Raw genomic sequence first — 18,503 nt, 5'->3', positions numbered from 1 at the left:
GTGTTTGCATCACGCAACTGGCTGAGGACGGCGTCCTCAATCCCTTGCGGTGCACGTGGCGCTCGCTGTCCCTCGGCGTTCGCAGGCACGGCTGTGCCGACGGCGAGGGTCGCGGCGAACCCCACGGCGAACACAGACTTCAGGGTCCTGTACCGGACATTCTTCTCCGGTGGCCCCGAGTCTGAGCGTCGCCTGCGGTGTGCAGTCCACGACATAGTCTCAAACCTTCCTTTGGTGACATAGCCCCTCATGCACACCTCCTGAAGCACTTCGCCGCAGGGCTGCACAGAGTAAGCCACGTGTAAATATAAGTAGCTTCGAGACAGATGCAAACGGGACATAGAACGCCCGCGACGGTATTACGAACCGTCGCTTCCCTTTTTGTTTCATAATCTTCCCACTTAACGGCCATGAACAGCACAGATGCACCACGGTCGGCAGACATAATTCCCAGGAATTCAGTTATCGGAGCACCTTATCTACACAGGTCGAAACAAAGCCTCCCCCCGCTCTAAAATTGGATTCGTACCGATGAATTTATCGCCACCCCCCGGCCGATGACCGGACCCCATACGGAAGTACATCATCAGTGCAGTTCCACTATCAGAATCATCTGCACCGCTTTTCCTGGCACCCCCAACTGTCATGAGTCGTCCAGAGACTCCCCGTCTCCACCTACCCCCGCCCCCGGCTGAAGACCTGTCAACGTTGCCGTCGCCCCGCGCACATCACCTCCGCGCAGCCCTCCTTCCCCACCACCCACACCACCGTGCACGACGGCCGCGCCCGGGCGACAACACGACAACAGCGAGAGCAACCGCACCCCCGTAACCAGCAGCGACGGTGTACGTCGCCACCCACACAGCCACCGGACGTGACCGGCGCCGCAACCTCCTACCCGGTACCACCGCCACCGGCCCTCAGGTACCGCCGGTCACCCAGCCCCCACCCACGACGACGGCCGTCACCCCTCCCCGCGTGGAGAAGGGTGACGGCCGTCGGGCCTGGCCGTGTCACACGGCCGGGTCACGCATCAGGAGCGGTCTCCTTCCTGTCGGCGACGGAGACCCGCGATGACGAACACGCCACCGGCGACGAGGAGCACCAGGCCCGCCAGGAGGGCGTACCCGAGACCGGCGCTGACACCGGTCTTCGCCAGGACACCCTGGCGGCCTGCCTCGCTGGGCTGCGCAGCACCCGGGGCACGGTCCCCGGCGACACCCGGGGTGACCGTCGTGGGCGGCGTCGGCACACCGGGCTCCGGAGCGCCCGGCGTCCGCGTCGCCGGCGGAACCGGAACCTGCTGCGTCACGGTGCCGGGCACCGGCGGGGCCGGCGGCATCACCGGAGCCGGCGGGACCGGCAGCGGGATCGGCGGGATCAGCAGCGGGATCAGCGGCAGGAACGGGATGCTCCCGGTCGGCGGCGGGGTCACCGGCGTCGTCGGTGCGGGCGGCACCGAGGTCGTGGCACTCGGCTCAGTCGAGGACGTCGCCGGGGCCGACGGGCTGGGCTCGGTCGTCGAGGTCGTCGGCTCCGTGGTCGTCGGACGCGGCTCGGTCGACGAGGTCGACGGGGCCGGCTCGGTGGACGAGGTAGGCGGCTCCGTCGTGCTCGTGACCGCCGGCGGAGCCGGCGGGGTCGAGGACGACGTCTCGGCAGGCGTCTTCGTCGTCGCATTCGCCGGGTCCTCGTTCGAGTTCACCGGCGGAGTCTGCGGATCGTTCGGATCACCCGGCTCATTCGGCTTCCCCGGCTTCGGCGGCACACCATGAGCGGTCGCCTTATCCGTGTGCAGCGTCCCACCCGTGGCCGGCGCCTTGATCGTCGCGGTGAACGTCACCGTCTCCTTCGGGTTCAGCTTCGCAGCCTTCGCCCGATCATCCGCGGTGATGTTCGTCACGGCCTTGTCGCCCTCAGTGGTGATCTTGTCCGTGACATTGACGTTGAACACCGGACGGTTACCCGTGTTCGTCACCTCATAGGTGACATTCATGTCCGCACCCGGCTCCACGGTCACACCAGGAGCGTCGTTGGCGTCATTGCCGTTGATCTTCTTGACGATCGTCAGCCCATCCTTGGGGTTCGTCGTCGCATTCGCCGGATCCTCATTCGAGTTCACCGGCGGGGTCTGCGGATCCTTCGGATCATCTGGCTCATTCGGCTTCCCCGGCTTCGGCGGCACACCATGAGCGGTCGCCTTATCCGTGTGCAGCGTCCCACCGGTGGCCGGCGCCTTGATCGTCGCGGTGAACGTCACCGTCTCCTTCGGGTTCAGCTTCGCAGCCTTCGCCGCATCAGACGGCTTGATGTCCGTCACAGCCTTGTCACCCTCAGTGGTGATCTTGTCGGCCACGGTCACGTTGAACACCGGACGGTTACCCGTGTTCGTCACCTCATAGGTGACATTCATGTCCGCACCCGGGTTAACCTCCACACCAGGAGCGTCGTTGGCGTCATTGCCGTTGATCTTCTTGACGATCGTCAGCCCATCCTTGGGGTTCGTCGTCGCATTCGCCGGATCCTCATTCGAGTTCACCGGCGGGGTCTGCGGATCCTTCGGATCATCTGGCTCATTCGGCTTCCCCGGCTTCGGCGGCACACCATGAGCCTGCGCCAGATCCGTGTGCAGCGTCCCACCCGTGGCCGGCGCCTTGACCGTCGCACTGAACGTCACCGTCTCCTTCGGGTTCAGCTTCGCAGCCTTCGCCCGATCATCCGCGGTGATGTTCGTCACGGCCTTGTCACCCTCAGTGGTGATCTTGTCCGTGACATTGACGTTGAACACCGGACGGTTACCCGTGCTCGTCACCTCATAGGTGACAGGCATGTCCTCACCCGGGTTAACCTCCACACCAGGAGCGTCGTTGGCGTCATTGCCGTTGATCTTCTTGACGATCGTCAGCCCATCCTTGGGGTTCGTCGTCGCATTCGCCGGATCCTCATTCGAGTTCACCGGCGGAGTCTGCGGATCGTTCGGATCACCCGGCTCATTCGGCTTACCCGGCTTCGGCGGCACACCATGAGCCTGCGCCAGATCCGTGTGCAGGGTCCCACCGGTGGCCGGCGCCTTGACCTTCGCGGTGAACGTCACCGTCTGGCCCGGGTCGAGCTTCGCAGCCTTCGCCCGATCATCCGCGGTGATGTTCGTCACGGCCTTGTCACCCTCAGTGGTGATCTTGTCCGTGACATTGACGTTGAACACCGGACGGTTACCCGTGTTCGTCACCTCATAGGTGACAGGCATGTCCTCACCCGGCTCAACCTCAACACCAGGAGCGTCGTTGGCGTCATTCCCCTTGATCTTCTTGACGATCGTCAGCCCATCCTTGGGCTTCGTCGTCGCATTACCCGGATCCTCATTCGAGTTCACCGGCGGGCTCTTCGGATCATTCGGATCACCCGGCTCATTCGGCTTACCCGGCTTCGGCGGCACACCATGAGCCTGCGCCAGGTCCGTGTGCTGGGTCCCACCGGTGGCCGGGGCCTTGATCGTCGCGCTGAACGTCACGGTCTGGCCCGGGTCGAGCTTCGCAGCCTTCGCCCGATCATCCGCGGTGATGTTCGTCACGGCCTTGTCACCCTCAGTGGTGATCTTGTCCGTGACATTGACGTTGAACACCGGACGGTTACCCGTGTTCGTCACCTCATAGGTGACAGGCATGTCCTCACCCGGCTCAACCTCAACACCAGGAGCGTCGTTGGCGTCATTGCCCTTGATCTTCTTGACGATCGTCAGCCCATCCTTGGGCTTCGTCGTCGCATTCGCCGGATCCTCGTTCGAGTTCACCGGCGGGCTCTTCGGATCGTTCGGATCACCCGGCTCATTCGGCGTACCCGGCTTCGGCGGCACACCATGAGCCTGCGCCAGATCCGTGTGCAGGGTCCCACCGGTGGCCGGCGCCTTGATCGTCGCGGTGAACGTCACCGTCTCTTTCGGGTTCAGGCGCTTGGCCTTCTCCGGATCAGACGCGGTGATGCCCTCGACGGCCTTGTCGCCCTCAGTGGTGATCTTGTCGGCCACGGTCACGTTGAACACCGGGCGGTTACCCGTGTTCGTCACCTCATAGGTGACATTCATGTCCGCACCCGGGTCAACCGACGCACCAGGAGCGTCGTTGGCGTTGTCACCGTTGATCTTCTTGACGATCGTCAGCCCGTCATGCGCCGAGGTCGTCGCATTCGCCGGATCCTCGTTCGAGTTCACGGTGTGATCGGTCACGTTCTCGTCGACGGTCGTCGGGTCGTTCGGGTCGGCCGGCCGGCCGTGGGCCTGGGCGAGATCCGTGTGCAGGGTCCCACCCGTCGCCGGGGCCTTGATCGTCGCGGTGAACGTGACGGTCTCCCCCCGGTTGAGCTTCTCGGCCTTCGGCCTCTCCTCGTCAGACACGGTGATGCCGTCGACAACCTTGTCACCCTCGGTGGTGATCTTGTCGGTCACGGTGACGTCGAAGACCGGCAGCTCGCCCGTGTTCGTCACCTCGTAGGTGACAGGCATGTCCTCACCCGGAGCAACCTCGACACCCGGAGCGTCGTTGGCGTCATTCCCCTTGATCTTCTTGACGATCTTCAGGGCACCCGGGATGGCGGGCACCGGACCACAGGCGTCGGCGGTCTGCTCCTTCGTTCCTGCGGTGAGGGTCGCCTCGTTGAACAGGCCGTGGCCGGGGGCGTCCTCGCCCGGGGTACACACGACGTTCGCCGTGGGGACATCCTTCAGCCCGCTGAGCCGGAACTCGACGGTGTAGGTGTGGGTCGCCCCCGCGTCGATCTTCGCGTCGGTGCCGACGATCGTGCCGGGATCCGTGTACGGCCCGTTGATCGCGGGCGTGACCTCCGGCGTCCCTGCACCCGCGGTGACGGTCCAGCCGTCGATCGTGACGTTCGGCGCGAACGACGGGCGGTCGGCGAGCGTGTACCACGACGGGCGCTGGGCGTCCCCGGTCACGGTCACGGTGTAGGTCGCGGTCGCGGTGCCGTCGTCCTTCCGGTTCACGGAGTCCAACGTCTTCGTCACCGTCGGCCTGCCCGGCGCGGGCGGGATCACGGTGACGCACGCGGCGTTGTTGCCGTCGCCGTCGGTGTCCCCGCCCATGGTGACGGTGTTGCGCACGCCGCCCTGCGGGTTCTCCGCGGAGCACTGCTCCGGGGTCCGGCCGTCGGTGAACTCCTTCGGGGCGAGGCCCGTGACGGCCACGGTGTACTCCTTCGTCGCGTGGCCGTCGAGCACGAGGTCACGGGCGACGGGGTAGGTGCCGTCACCGCCGGCGGTGCGCTCCTCGCCGTCGACGCTGACGCTCCGGACCGTCCACCCCTCGGGCAGCTGCGGACGGTCCCCGACCGGCTCGGCCACCGCGGTGTGGTCGGCGGTGTTCGTCACGGTCACCGTGTACTCGGCGGTGAAGGTCCCGTCGGTGCCGACGGTGACCTCGTTCGTCTTCGCGGTCTTGGCGACGCTGATCTTCGGCTCAGGGGTGTTGGCGAACACGGCCTCCACCCCCTGGCCCCAGGTGACGTTCGGGATCGTCTGCGTCGGCGACGTGATGAGGACGTCCCGGCCCACGGTCTTCCCCGTGGACCTGTCGAAGATCCGGTAGTGGGAGCCGACCGTCTTCCCGTCGACCGTCCGGCCCGGGACGAACCGGTAGCCCGGCTTCGAGTCGGTCTTCTCGGAGAGGGTCACGTCACCGTGGGCGTTCTCCTTCTGGCCGGCGTTGAACGACAGCGCCCAGCGGGCGGTGTGGGTGTCCCCGGCCGTGCGGCCGCTGTCGCGGATCACCGCCGCGGAGGTGTCGACGTCGCTGTCGTCGGTGGCGTCCGCGTTCGGGGTGAGGGTCGCGAGCGGGAACTTTGACGGGTTCTTCCCCCGGCCGTTGTCCACGAAGCCGGCGAGGTTGTCGACCCGGACGTCCACGGCCCAGTCGTTCGCCGCGCTCTGGTCCGGGAGCTCGGCCCCCGTCCCGTCGACGATGGTCTTCTTCACGCTGATCGGCGTGGGGCACTGGAACTGACCGGCCAGCGCCCGCAGGGTCTGCGCCAGGTCCGTCCACTTCGTCGCGAAGTAGTCCGCCCCGTTGACGGCCCCGCTGATCGCCTTGAGGTTGCCCTCCCCGTCCCAGGTCGTGTCCGTCTCGGCGAACCCGGCGCCGATCGTGACGATCCGGGTGCCCGCCTCCTTGATACGGTTCGCCCGGTAGACGGCCGCCTCGACACCACGGACGGAGCCGTCGGTGCCGACGTCAACCTTCGGGTTGTTGCTCCACCGGTTCGGGTCACCGTCGGTCACGAAGATCACTTCGTCGTACTTGTACTTGGCGTTGTTCTCGTCGACGGCCCGGAGGCCGTCCTCCCAGTTCGTCAGCCCTTCGATCCTGTTGAGCTGGCGGTCACGAATACGGGCGACGATCGTGTCGTAGTCCGTGTCGATGTTCAACGGCTCGGGGTCGTTCTCCCGCTCGCTGCCCGGGGAGACGGTCGCGAAGCTGAAGGAGGCGATCTTCACCCCCGTCCCCTTGAGGTTCTCGAGGAATCCGCCCGGACCGTACACCGCGTCGCGGAGGGTTCCCTCGGCTCGCGACAGAGAGATCGACCCGGTGGTGTCGAGGACGAGGGCGATCGTCGGCCCCGATGCCGGCTGCTCACAGACCTGCGTCGTGTCCAACGGCGGGTTCACGATCGACTGCGCCGCGGCGCCGAAGGACCCACGGGCGTCACGCCGGGCGGTCGGTACCTGGGCGAGATACGTCCTCGGCGCCGGCGACGTGTACACGCGACCCGGCTGGAGTTTGCCGGTGAGACCGGGCAGGCTCACGCGGACACGCTGGTTCGACGTCGCCCAGGTGAGGTCATCCGTGTGGAAGGCACCCGGCGCGTCGCTGATCTGCCTGACGAAGTACCGCTTGTTGAGGCCGTCCCGCGGCACGACGATGTCGCACCGCCCGTCCGCGTCGGTCGTGCAGCGCGCCCAGTCCGCGTCGATCCTCTGCTGCGGACCGGCGTTCTCGATGGCGTCGAGGGCCAGCCTGTTGGGGTTACGGGGATAGCTGGGGAGCTCCCCCTGCGGGTAGTCGTTCGTCGGGAGCCAGATGTCCCGGCGGTCCTCGATCGCCGACCACAGTTCAAAGGTGATGCCCTGGCTGTACCGTGCGTCCGGCGACTGTGCGGCGATGTCCTGCGCCTGCGCCGCCCACGGGTTGTCCGTGAACGCGCGGGCCGTGATCCGGATGCGCGCCGTCCCCGGGGCCGCGCTCTGGCCGGGGTCGTCCGCGTACGCTACCCCGCCCGGGGCCGCCCCCGCGTCCGTCGGGGCCGCTGCCGCGTCGGCGGCGAGAATGGTGGTGTCCGGGGTGCGGGGGACCTCAGCGTTGGCCGGCATGGTGCCGCCGACCGTGAGGGCCGCAGCGAACCCCGTGGCGATGACGGACCTCCAGGCCCGTCGCCGGGGTGTGCGACCCGGCGGGCCCGCCTCATCCCGTCGCCTGCGGTGTGCAGTCCACGACATGGTGTTCAACCTTCTTTCAGTGGTGTCGCTCCCTGGCCCACGCCACAGCCCGGTGCCGCAGTCGTGAAGCAGGGCTCCGACGGTAAATATATGCGTCTGCGGTGAACATGCAAACGGAATGCCGTGAATGCGATAAAAGGACACTGAGAGTATGTTTTTCCGCGGATTTCCCGCTGTCCTGGGACGACGTCCGCCCCCGCCACCCGCCGCGGGACACTGTCAGACCCGCCCGGTCCCCACCGCCCCCGTCAGCGCGCGGCCGACCCCCGCCACACGACATCCTCCGGCGGCACACACCCCGGCCCGAACACGGGCACCAGCTCCTCCAGCCGGGTCACCCCCTCCGCCGCCTCGCCGAGACGCAGCGTCGAGACCACCCACCGCAGCACCTCACGCGCCTGCTCCCCCACATCACGCCCCGGCATCTCCCGCAGGGTCACCGCCCCGTCACGCTTCGCCAACCGGCGCCCCGTCGGCCCCAGCACCAGGGGCACGTGGACGTACCCCACCTCCGGCAGCCCCAGCAGGTGCGCCAGGTACGCCTGCCGCGGCGCGGAGGACAACAGGTCCCGGCCGCGGACGACCTGCCCGACCCCCGCGAGCGCGTCGTCGACGACCACGGCGAGGTTGTAGGCGTACTCCCGGCCCGTGACCTGCGCCGCCGCGCCGCCCCGGCGCACGACCATGTCGTCGACCGGCCCCCGGTACACCCCGTCGACCACCGGCCGCCCCTCCTCGTCCGCCGTCGCGAACCCCTCCCGCACCGACCACCGGTCACAGTCCGCCCGCAACCGCAACGCCGGCACCCGCCCCGCCGCCGCGAGCTCCGCCCGCCGCCGCTCCCGCTCCCCCTCCCCGAGGTCCCGGCACGTCCCCGGGTACCGCCCCGGCACCGCGTGCGGCGCCCGCGACGCCTCCCGGATGTCGCGGCGGGAGCAGTAGCACTCGTACACCAGCCCCCGGCGCGCCAGCGAGTCCACCGCGGCGGCGTACCGGTCCAGCGTCGCGCTCTGCCGGGCCACCGGCCCGTCCCCCGTCACCCCCAGCGCCGCGAGATCACCGAGCTGCCGGTCCGCCGCCGCGGCCGAGGACCGCTCCGCATCCACGTCATCGACCCGCAGCACGAACGGCCGCCCCGACGACCGCGCCCACAACCACGCCAACGCCGCCGTGCGGAGATTCCCCAGGTGCAGGTCGCCGCTCGGGCTGGGCGCGAAACGCCCGGCACCCGGCGGCGGGGGCGCGGCGGAGGACTCGGGACCGATCATCACCACGATGGTAACGGGGCCGGTCACAGCACCTAGGATCGGACACCATGAGCGCCGAGCCCACCCCGTCCCACCACGACACGTCCTTCGTCGCGGGGACCCGCCTGGACAGCGTCGACACCTCCCCCTCCCAGGGGCGCACCGGCGTGATCCACACCCCCCACGGGGACATCCGCACCCCCGCCTTCATCCCCGTCGCCACGAAGGCGACCGTGAAGACCCTCACCCCAGAACAGATCCGGTCGACGGGCGCCGAGGCGATCCTCTCCAACGCGTACCACCTCTACCTCCAGCCCGGGCCCGACATCGTCGACGAGGCCGGGGGCGTCGCCGCCTTCGAGAACTGGCACGGGCCCACGTACACGGACTCCGGCGGATTCCAGGTCATGAGCCTCGGCGTGGGGTACAAGAAGGTCCTCGCGATGAACACCGCCGGGCTCGCCGAGGCGGACATCATCGCCCAACAGAAGAAGCGCATGGCCGTCGTCGACGAGGACGGCGTGGACTTCAAGAGCATCATCGACGGCTCCCTCCACCGGTTCACCCCCGAAGTGTCCATGCAGATCCAGCACCAGCTCGGAGCGGACATCATGTTCGCCTTCGACGAACTGACCACCCTCGCGAACACCCGCCTCTACCAGGAGCAGTCCGTCGACCGGACCCACCGGTGGGCCCGGCGCTGCCTCGCCGAACACGACCGCCTCACCCGCGCCCGACCCCACCGCCCCCTCCAGTCGCTGTGGGGGGTCGTCCAGGGCGCCCAGTACGAGGACCTGCGGCGGGCGGCGGCCCGCGGGCTCGTCGCCCTCTCACGGGAAGCGGAGCAGGAGGGACGACGCGGTTTCGGCGGCTTCGGCATCGGCGGGGCGCTCGAGAAGGAGAACCTCGGCACCATCGTCAGCTGGGTGTCCGAGGAGCTGCCCGACGACCGGCCGCGCCACCTCCTCGGCATCTCCGAACCGGACGACCTGTTCACCGCCGTCGCCGCCGGGGCCGACACCTTCGACTGCGTGGCTCCCACGCGGCTCGGGCGGCGCGGCGGGGTGTACACCCTCGACGGGCGGCTGAACCTCAGCGCCGCCCGGTTCCGCCGGGACTTCACCCCCGTCGACGCGGAGGTCGGCGGTTACACCAGCGACAACTACACCCGGGCGTACATCCACCACCTCCTGCGGGCGAAGGAGTACCTCGCCGGGACGCTGTGCACGATGCACAACATCCACTTCATGGTGCGCCTCGTGGCGGGCATCCGGCAGTCCATCGAGGACGGGCGTTTCGAGGAGTACCGCGACGAGTTCCTCGGGCGGTACTACGCCGGGCGGTGACGGGTGGGCGTGGGCGACGTGGGGCGCTCACGCCGGGCCGCGGGGTGGGGGCGTCGTCCCCTCCCCTCCGGCACGGGCGGGCCGTGACATGCGAAGAGCCCCTCCCCGGTGATCCGGGAAGGGGCTCGACATGCTGGCGGTGGCGGAGGGATTTGAACCCCCGGTCGTTGTTACACGACACTCGCTTTCGAGGCGAGTACCTTCGGCCGCTCGGACACGCCACCGCGAAACAGCGTATAACACCACCGCCGCGCTCCCAAAACCGCTGGTGACGGGCGGCGCGCACCGCACCGACGGGGGTGTCAGTTCTCGTCGTTGGCGGCGTCGTCGGAACCCTGACCGGAGAGCTTGTCCAGCCCGGTCTTCAGCGCGTCCTTCGCCTTACCGGCCTTGTCACCGTCGAGCTTCGAGTCGATGGCCTCGCCGGCCTTCTGCTCGATCGTCTCGCGGTTGCCCGTGACGGCGTCCTTCGCCTTGTCCATGAAACCCATGAGGTCCTCCAGTGATCTGTGGTGAATACGTGGCCCGGCGGTCCACCGGGCGGTCACGGACCAGGGTAGAAGAATTTCGCCGACGGTGCTGTCCCACGCATCGCGGCTGCACCACCCGACACCGCAGCCCGCCGGGGGTGCCGGCGTCGCGGGCGGCGTGTGGCGGTCACCGGATCACGGGCCGGTGTTTTACCATCACCTGTGCAGCCCAGTGAACAGCCGGAGACGGGAGCATGGCCACGAGGACGAACATTCGATCATTTGAGCAGGCGCTCGTCGCGTCGCTCGCAAAGGACATCGCGAGCGAAGCCGCCCTCCGGCAGAAAGTCTCCGCTCTGCAGCAGGAGGCGTGGTCCCGGGCACGGGAGCTGACCCGACGGGGTCACACGGCGAGTGACGTCGCCCGGCGTTCCGCGAGCATCGGGGAGCAGTCGCTGCGGGACCGGCTCGTCCGCTCCATCACCACCGACTACGACCCCGACCTCTTCCGGGGCGTCGACGACGACACCCTCCTCACCCAGTTCACCCGGCACCTCCGCGCCGTCGCGTCGATCGACAGGGAGATCAGGAGGATCATGTTCCGGATCGGGGCGACGGTGGTCGAACTCCGCAGGAACGGGGTCAGCATCGGGTTCGTGGCCGATGTCGCAGGCGCCCGGAGTGCACAGACGCTCTACTACCGGGCCAACTACTACGCCGTCGAGTCCCGGAAGCTGAAGGAGGGGTAGCGCGCCCTCCCCGCCGCGCACCGCCCCGTGCCGCGCCGCGCGCCCTACCCGCCGCGCACCCGGGCGAAGAACCGCGCGAGCAGCGCCTCGCACTCGTCGCGCAGCACGCCGCCGCGCACCCCCGGCCGGTGCAGCACGGACTCCCCGGGCACGTCCATGACGGACCCGCACGCCCCGGTCCGCGGCTCCCACGCACCGAACACCACGGAGCCGACGCGCGCCCCGACGGCCGCCCCGGCGCACATCGCGCACGGCTCGAGCGTCACGACCAGCGCGCAGTCCTCCAGCCGCCACGAGTCACCGACCACCCGCGCGGCCGCGCGCAGCGCGAGCACCTCGGCGTGGGCGGTCGGGTCGCCGTCGGCCTCGCGCCGGTTCGTCGCGGCGGCGAGTTCGCGCCCGTCGGGGCCGTAGACAACCGCCCCCACGGGGACATCCTCCGGGGGTGTCGACGCCGCCAGCCGGACCGCCCGGCGCATCCGTTCTTCGTCGCGCACCAGCGACGCCTCGCGGGGGAGCCCCGCGCCGATGACGCGCCCGCCCTCGCGCCCGGCCGCCGGGCCGTCGGCGCCCCGCCCGCCGGACCTGTCAGGCATCGCCCGGGTCGCACCCGTCGACGAGGTCGCTCAGCTCGTCGCCCAGGCCGAGCTCCTCGGCGACGCGGATGAGCTGGTCGGACGCGTAGAGGTCCTCGTCGTCGAAGATGACCGAGAGGATCTGCTCGCCGACGCCGAGGTCCTCGAGCATGTCGAACTCCCCCTCCGGCCACGGCTCGTCGGTCTCGTCGGCCTCCTCCTCGGACGGGACGTCGACGTCCAGTTCGTCGAGGATGTCGGCGGCGAGGTCGTCGTCGAGGGCGGCGGTGGCGTCGCTGAGCAGGACCCGCACCCCACCGGGCACGGGGCGGACGAGCGCGCACCAGTCGTCGTCGACGCACACGAACCCGAGGACGAAGCCTTCCGACCGCAGGCTGCGGAGGTCGGCGAGCAGGTCGTCGAGCCCGCGCAACGCGCGGTCGCGGAGGGTCCGGACGGTCCACGCGGTGTCCTGGCGGACGGCGACGGCGGCGAAGGTCACGCCGGCGTCGTCGTCATCGTCGTAGTCGTCATCCTCGGCGTCGGCGTCATCGTCGTCGGCGGCGTCGTCATCCGCGTCATCACCGTCGTAGTCGTCATCCTCGTCATCCTCGGCGTCGTCATCATCGTCGCCGTCGTCGTAGTCGTCGTCGGCATCGTCATCGTCGCCGTCGACATAGTCATCGTCGTCGCCGTCGTCGTCGGCGTCGTCACGGATGAGGTCGTCGTCGTCCCCGGCGGCACGGCCGCCGTCGTCCCGCGTGGCGGCGGGGCCGTCAGGGCCCTCGGTCTCGTCCCCTGCGGAGAAGAGCGGATCTCGCGTGCGGTCCCGGGTGCTCATACCCGCTAACGCTAGTCTGGTGACGGTACTTGTGGAAAGGGGACGGACGACCCCGCGCGTCACTCCCCGCGATGCCCGACGCCCCCACCCCCGACCACATCCCGAGGAGGTCCACCACGATGACCGGCACGCTCAACACGTTCGGCCGCGACAACCGGCCCGTGTGCATCCTCGGCCTCGGCCTCATCGGCGGCAGTCTCCTGCGGGACCTCACCGCCCAGGGGTGGACGGTCTTCGGATGGAACCGCTCCGCCGGCCCCGCCGACGCCGCCCGGTCGGAGGGCTTCGACGCGTCGACGGACCTCGTCGGCACGCTGCGGCGCGCGGCGGACACGGACGCGCTCGTCGTCCTCGCCGTGCCGGTGCCCGCGCTCGACGGGCTGCTCGGCCACCTCGCCGAGCACGCCCCCGACTGCGGGTTCACCGACGTCACCAGCGTGAAGGCGCAGGTCCTCGACCTCGTCGCCGCGCACGGCATGAGTCACCGGTTCGTCGGCGGCCACCCGATGGCGGGCACGGCGGACTCCGGCTGGGCGGCGACCGTCGACGGCCTGTTCACCGGCTGCGTGTGGGTCGTCACGTACGACAACGCCCCCGTGGAGGACGTCCCCGTCGAGGACGAGTCCCCCCTCTACCCCACGAACCCCCGCGCCGCGGAGTACGAGTACATCCTCCGCGACGTCTCCCCCGAGGCGCCCCAGGCCGCGGCGGGGAACGGGACGTCGAACCCCTACAGCACCCGCCGCGACGCCGAACGGCAGTGGCTGGACGTGTGGCGGCGCGTCGTGCGCATGGCCTCCGCGGTGGGGGCGGTCGTCGTCCCGGCGCGCGCCCGGAAGCACGACCACGCGGTGGCGCGCGTGTCCCACCTGCCGCACGTGCTCGCCGAGGCGCTGGCCGTGACCGGCGACCAGGGCGGCGCGCTGACGTTGTCCCTCGCCGCGTCCAGTTTCCGCGACGGGACGCGCGTCGCCGGGACCGATCCGGCGCTCGTCCGCGCGATGTGCGAGAACAACCGGGAGGCCCTCGCCGGGGTTCTCGACGAAGCCATCCAGCTGCTCACCGCCGCGCGCGAGGACATCGCCTCCCCCGACCGGGACATCCGGGTGCTCGCGGAGGCGGGCCACTCCTCCCGGCTGCGTTTCGAGGCCCGGGCCGGGCGGACGCCGGGTGAGCCGTCGAACCGGCCGATCATCCGCGTCCGGCCGGGGGCGCCGGGGTGGCTCGACCAGCTGCGGTACGCCGAGTCCATCGGCGCGCAGATCGGGGTGTTCTAGGGGTTCGTGGGGCGGGGGCGCCGGGGGGGTTCCGGGGGGGTTCCGGGGGCGGGCACGGCGGCGGCCCGTCCGGCGCTGCCGCGGTGCGGGGGCGGGGTCCGTCCTGCGGCTACGCCCCGGTGACGACGCCGCGGATCGCGCCGGCCAGCGCCGTGAGCGCGGTCTGCCCGGCCTCGTAGGTCCCGTCGGCGGGCTGCACGGCCACCGCCACGCCGACCAGACCCGCCGGGGTGTCCACGAGGGCGACCTGGCGGACGAGGTAGCGGCCGTTCTCGTCGGGACCCCACCCGCCCTTGAACGCGGCCCCGGCGAGGGTGCCGAGCCCGTAGGCCTGCTCGGGGATGACGTGGTGCATGGCGTCGAGCACCGGCGCCGCGCCCTCGACCTGCGGCAGGTGCGTGATGAACGCCGCCTGGTCGGCGAGCGACCACTGCGTCTGGCCGAAGGAGGTGAACTCCGGGCGGACCTTGCGGGTCTCGACGTGCGTGGTGGTGTCCCCGCCGTCGCGCAGGACCTGCTCGGCCGCGCGGCCGGCCTCCTCAGGGGTGCCGAGGGACTCCCACAGCGTCGTGGCGGCGGCGTTGTCCGACTTCTCGATGGCGGCCTGGACCGTCGGGAGGAGCGTGGGGTCCTTGCGCAGCGCGGCGACGGACACGGGGATCTTCGACGTCGACCACGCGGGGCCGGACTGCAAGGGCCCGGCGGACTGCGCGCCGGTGCCGTCGGCGCGGATGAGGGAGACGCCGAGCGTCGCGCCGGTCTCCTGCGCGACGCGGTCGACGGCGTGCTGCAGGTCAGCGGGGGCGGCGGGTGCGGTCGTGTCACCCGTCGGCGCAGGTGCCGCCGTGGTGGAGGGGGCCGCCGCCGGGGCGGAGGTCGCGGGCGTCGCGGGTGCGGTCGTGTCACCCGCCGGCGCGGAGGTCGCGGGCACCGCCGACGCGACCGGTCCGGCGACCCCCTGCCCGGCCAGCCCGACCGCTCCGAGGGCGCACGCCGCGACCGCGCCCGCGATGATCCGGCCGGTGCGCCGGCGGGAAGGCGGCGTCGTCCCGGTGCCGGACGCACCGTGGGAGGCGTCCGCGACCGGCGCGCTGTGGGCGGCGCGCGGGCGGTGGGTGGAGTGAGTGGGGGTGCCGTGTGCGTCAGACAGTGTGGACATCGTGCGTTTCCCTCCGGTGCAGTGGACGTGCTGTCCCTTTTCTGGCACGGTCGGCGGTGAATATCCGCCGCCTCGTGCGACGACGCACGTCACAGTACCCGGCACGGCCGGGCCCCGCCCCGCCTCATGTCCGCCGGCGCGGAGTCATGCCCACCATCAGGGACGACGCCGCCCTCCCCCGGCCCCGCCACGGAACCTGTCCCACCTCTCTGGGGGGCGACAACACCTCTACCCTCCGCGGCGTTGTCCGCCTCACCGCCACCGGAATGGCACGGATGGCCGGGCAACGAAAAACCCGCCCCACGATGTGGGACGGGTTGCGCTGTGCGCCCGGAGGGATTCGAACCCCCAACCTTCTGATCCGTAGTCAGATGCTCTATCCGTTGAGCTACGGGCGCAGCCGTCGCTGAGTTCACCGCAGAACGATGTGCTCGACAACGAGATGTCAGCCTACACCGCGGACCCCCACTGAGACAAAACAGCAGGTCATGCGGGAGGACGGCGTCGTCCCCGGGCGCGGCCGACCCAACCCCACCGCAGCGGACGTCGGGAACCTGCGCCCTCGGGTCGCCGCCACCCACGGGATGTCAGCGACCGGCAGTCCCAGGTCACCGCCACCCACCGGATGTCAGCAACTGGCAGTCCCAGGTCACCGCCACCCACCGGATGTCAGCAACTGGCAGTCCCGGGTCAATTTTCGCCCCGTTTTTGACCTGACACTGCCAGTCGCGGACACACAGGGGACACCGCACGCCCGGCACTGCCAGTGGCGGACATGTCGGCGCCGATCCCCACCGCGCGATCGCCGCGATCCCCCACGCGCGACCAGACTCCGCACCACACCCCGCGCCACGAATGACCCCCGCACCACAAAGAGGCGACGTCCCGGGGCACACCACATACCCTGGGACGCCGCCTCCTGCGCCCGGCGGTGGAAACCACCGTCCGGCGAAGGAACAGTGGTGCGCCCGGAGGGATTCGAACCCCCAACCTTCTGATCCGTAGTCAGATGCTCTATCCGTTGAGCTACGGGCGCCCGCTGTTTCCAGCGACTTCAAAACTCCACCACACCACCATGAGGGGCACGCCCCGCGAGCTGCAACAGGCGCACCACACGCCTTCACACGCACCCCGCGACCGGAATGTCCGAAGCTCACCACAAGAATCGGACGGCTACGACGGCACCGCTACTGAAGTGAAATTTTGAAGTGGCGGAGGCGAGAGGATTTGAACCTCCGGTCCGCTGTTAGGCAGACAACTCATTAGCAGTGAGTCCCATTCGGCCGCTCTGGCACGCCTCCTCGGCCGCGGTTCACCGGTGACACCGGTACCCTGACGGCCGGTTGACACACTACCGTAGCCGGCACCCGGTGGCCAAAAACCGGACACATCGTGCGCCGCACGGGTGATGCCGCCTCCCCCGGGGGCACGCGGGGGCATCCGCCACCACCGGACAACCGGGCCCCCGCGGCCCGCCCGCGCCCCGTCCGGTGCGCCCCGCCCGCACCCCCTCGCCCACCCTCGCCCGGCCGGTGACCCCACCCGGCCGGCCCCCGCCGACCCCCACCTCACCCGGCCGGTGGAGGACCGGGGCGACCCAGGTCACCGTCGTGAAATCACCCCAATCACAGGGTTGCCGGGGGCTGCACAGGGTAACCTCTGTGAGCATGATCCGCGCCGACCTCTCCCTGCTCTCGAACTACGTCCAGGGCCGTGACATCGCGGACCTCGTGAAGCTCTCCAGCAACGAGTCCCCCCACGGTCCCCTCCCCACCGTCCGTCAGGCCGTCATCCACGCCCTCGACAAGGCCAACCGCTACCCCGACATGGCCGCGATGGAACTCCGCAGCACCATCGCGACCTGGGCCTCCGACCTGCACCCCAACCTCCCGGCGGTGACCCCGGAGAACGTCACCGTCGGCAACGGCTCGTCCGCGATCTGCCTGCAGATCGTGCACGCCACCTGCCACGACGGTGACGAGGTCATCTTCCCGTGGCGCAGCTTCGAGGCCTACCCGGGCCTCTGCCGCATCGCCGGCGCCACGCCCGTCGCCGTCCCCCTCACCCCCGACCTGCGCAACGACCTGCCCGCGATGGCCGCCGCCGTCACGGACCGGACGCGGCTCATCATCGTGTGCAACCCGAACAACCCGACGGGCACCACGGTCACCGACGCGGAGTTCCGCGAGTTCATGGGCAGCATCCCGGAGACGATCCCGGTTGTTCTCGACGAGGCGTACATCGACTACACCGACTCGGACACCCCGGACGGCCTCAGCCTGCTGAGCGAGTTCCCGAACCTCGCGGTCATGCGCACGTTCTCCAAGGCGTACGGGCTGGCCGGGCTGCGCCTCGGGTTCCTCGTCGGGCACCGGACGTTCGTCGAGGGCGTGTCGAAGGTCGGCGTGCCGTTCGCCGTGAGCAGCCTCGCCCTCGCCGCCGGGGTGACGAGCCTCGCCGCGCAGGACGAACTGCGCGAGCGGGTGGAGACCACGTGCCGGCAGCGCGAGCGGGTCGTCGCCGCCGTGCGGGAGGACCTGCGCGTCCCGTCCGAGACGAACTTCGTGTGGCTGCCGCTCGGGGAGCGCTCCGAGGAGATCGCCGAGCTCATGATCGAGCACGGGGTCGTCGTGCGCTGCTTCGCCGGCGAGGGCGTGCGGCTCACCGTCACCGACGAGGCGGAGACCGAGGCGCTCATCGCCGCGCTCGAGGGGGCGGGGCTCACCGCCTGACGGCCGCGGGAGGGGGCGGGGGGCGGGGAAGTCGGCGACTGGCAGCGTCAGGTCAGAAAACCGCCCGAATTTGACCCGCAGCTGCCAGTCGCCGACATCTGCCGGGGCGCGGTCGGCGCGGCGCCTACCTGTGCAGGCCCAGCCGCGCGGCGACCGGGTCGAGCCACCCGGCCAGCCCGAACCACCACATCGCCCACGCGATCGCGGCGAACACCACCCAGATCACCACGATGAGCAGGGCGATGAGGACCCACCGCGTCCCCCGGGACTGCCGGTGGAACCAGTCGTCGAAGACGTCGTACCTCGCGACACCCCACTCCAGCAGGCGCTGCGCCCACCGCAGTTCGAGCGACAAGATCCCCACCCCCACAAACACGGTGACCCACCCCGGCCCGGGCGCGGGGATCGTGACGATCCCGCCGACGACGACGAGCCACCCGACGATGAGCGTCAGCGGCCGCACGAGGTACCCGTGGCGCCGCTCCTTGAGCGCGCTGTGGTGCGCGGTCAGCTTCTCGACCTTCTCCCCGATCGTGTCCCTCATCGACGCCATCGCATCACCCTACCGCGCACCCGCCCCCGGTCACCGCCCCGCCCGGGGAGGGA

General features: G+C 70.1%; 11 protein-coding genes and 4 tRNA genes. 4 read left to right on the top strand and 11 right to left on the bottom strand.

Features of this window, described 5'->3' with window-relative positions:
• Positions 1-1,033 precede the first annotated feature (1,033 nt).
• On the bottom strand, positions 1,034-7,375 hold the full coding sequence (locus tag CBOVI_RS01025; protein WP_183273694.1) for a DUF7507 domain-containing protein: 6,342 nt from the start codon (positions 7,373-7,375) through the stop codon (positions 1,034-1,036).
• A gap of 374 nt (positions 7,376-7,749) precedes the next feature.
• The gene (gene gluQRS / locus CBOVI_RS01020) at positions 7,750-8,769 is read right to left on the bottom strand and encodes a tRNA glutamyl-Q(34) synthetase GluQRS (protein WP_050798270.1); all 1,020 of its coding nucleotides are present in this window, start codon (positions 8,767-8,769) and stop codon (positions 7,750-7,752) included.
• A gap of 47 nt (positions 8,770-8,816) precedes the next feature.
• Here gluQRS and tgt point away from each other — a divergent pair, with 47 nt between their 5' ends.
• Complete coding sequence (gene tgt, locus CBOVI_RS01015; protein WP_010272943.1) at positions 8,817-10,094, top strand: tRNA guanosine(34) transglycosylase Tgt; 1,278 nt, start codon at positions 8,817-8,819, stop codon at positions 10,092-10,094.
• A gap of 134 nt (positions 10,095-10,228) precedes the next feature.
• Here tgt and CBOVI_RS01010 read toward each other — a convergent pair.
• Together CBOVI_RS01010 and CBOVI_RS01005 are read right to left on the bottom strand one after the other, a co-directional pair.
• Positions 10,229-10,318, bottom strand: a tRNA-Ser gene (locus CBOVI_RS01010).
• 78 nt (positions 10,319-10,396) lie between these two features.
• Positions 10,397-10,585 carry a hypothetical protein gene (locus tag CBOVI_RS01005; protein ID WP_010272940.1) on the bottom strand — a complete coding sequence of 63 codons (189 nt, stop codon included), beginning with the start codon at positions 10,583-10,585 and terminating at the stop codon, positions 10,397-10,399.
• 233 nt (positions 10,586-10,818) lie between these two features.
• Here CBOVI_RS01005 and CBOVI_RS01000 point away from each other — a divergent pair, with 233 nt between their 5' ends.
• On the top strand, positions 10,819-11,313 hold the full coding sequence (locus tag CBOVI_RS01000) for a hypothetical protein (protein ID WP_010272937.1): 495 nt from the start codon (positions 10,819-10,821) through the stop codon (positions 11,311-11,313).
• Positions 11,314-11,357: 44 nt separating this feature from the next.
• On the opposite strand, the gene CBOVI_RS00995 is transcribed toward CBOVI_RS01000, so the two are convergent.
• Both CBOVI_RS00995 and CBOVI_RS10810 read right to left on the bottom strand, forming a co-directional pair.
• Positions 11,358-11,909 (bottom strand): nucleoside deaminase, encoded by a 552-nt coding sequence (locus tag CBOVI_RS00995; protein ID WP_311711426.1) that lies wholly within the window; start codon positions 11,907-11,909, stop codon positions 11,358-11,360.
• Complete coding sequence (locus CBOVI_RS10810) at positions 11,902-12,729, bottom strand: tRNA adenosine deaminase-associated protein (RefSeq protein WP_010269336.1); 828 nt, start codon at positions 12,727-12,729, stop codon at positions 11,902-11,904. The genes CBOVI_RS00995 and CBOVI_RS10810 overlap by 8 nt, the downstream gene beginning before the upstream one ends.
• 119 nt (positions 12,730-12,848) lie before the next feature.
• Between CBOVI_RS10810 and CBOVI_RS00985 the strand changes: the two genes are divergently transcribed.
• Positions 12,849-14,006, top strand: a complete 1,158-nt coding sequence (locus tag CBOVI_RS00985; protein ID WP_010269333.1) for a prephenate dehydrogenase — start codon at positions 12,849-12,851, stop codon at positions 14,004-14,006.
• Positions 14,007-14,115: 109 nt separating this feature from the next.
• Here CBOVI_RS00985 and CBOVI_RS00980 read toward each other — a convergent pair whose 3' ends face one another.
• The 4 genes from CBOVI_RS00980 to CBOVI_RS00965 all read right to left on the bottom strand — a co-directional run bounded on the left by CBOVI_RS00980 (position 14,116) and on the right by CBOVI_RS00965 (position 16,466).
• Positions 14,116-15,165, bottom strand: coding sequence for a serine hydrolase (locus tag CBOVI_RS00980; protein ID WP_125186440.1), 1,050 nt, complete (start codon positions 15,163-15,165; stop codon positions 14,116-14,118).
• A 325-nt stretch (positions 15,166-15,490) separates the two neighbouring features.
• Positions 15,491-15,563, bottom strand: a tRNA-Arg gene (locus tag CBOVI_RS00975).
• A gap of 562 nt (positions 15,564-16,125) precedes the next feature.
• A tRNA-Arg gene (locus tag CBOVI_RS00970) sits at positions 16,126-16,201 on the bottom strand.
• 173 nt (positions 16,202-16,374) lie between these two features.
• Positions 16,375-16,466: transfer RNA gene (locus tag CBOVI_RS00965), tRNA-Ser, on the bottom strand.
• A 366-nt stretch (positions 16,467-16,832) separates the two neighbouring features.
• Between CBOVI_RS00965 and hisC the strand changes: the two genes are divergently transcribed.
• Positions 16,833-17,897 (top strand): histidinol-phosphate transaminase, encoded by a 1,065-nt coding sequence (gene hisC, locus CBOVI_RS00960; protein WP_010272989.1) that lies wholly within the window; start codon positions 16,833-16,835, stop codon positions 17,895-17,897.
• Positions 17,898-18,021: 124 nt separating this feature from the next.
• On the opposite strand, the gene CBOVI_RS00955 is transcribed toward hisC, so the two are convergent.
• A complete protein-coding gene (locus tag CBOVI_RS00955) occupies positions 18,022-18,450 on the bottom strand; it encodes a TIGR02611 family protein (RefSeq protein ID WP_010272992.1) in 429 nt (142 codons plus the stop codon).
• Between the last annotated feature and the right edge of the window lie 53 nt (positions 18,451-18,503).

Origin of the sequence: Corynebacterium bovis DSM 20582 = CIP 54.80 (assembly GCF_030408615.1) — a bacterium.
GTDB classification, from domain to species: Bacteria; Actinomycetota; Actinomycetes; order Mycobacteriales; family Mycobacteriaceae; genus Corynebacterium; species Corynebacterium bovis.
The sequence above is the reverse complement of the archived record's forward strand: the minus strand, read 5'-3'. Positions and strand labels throughout refer to the sequence as shown.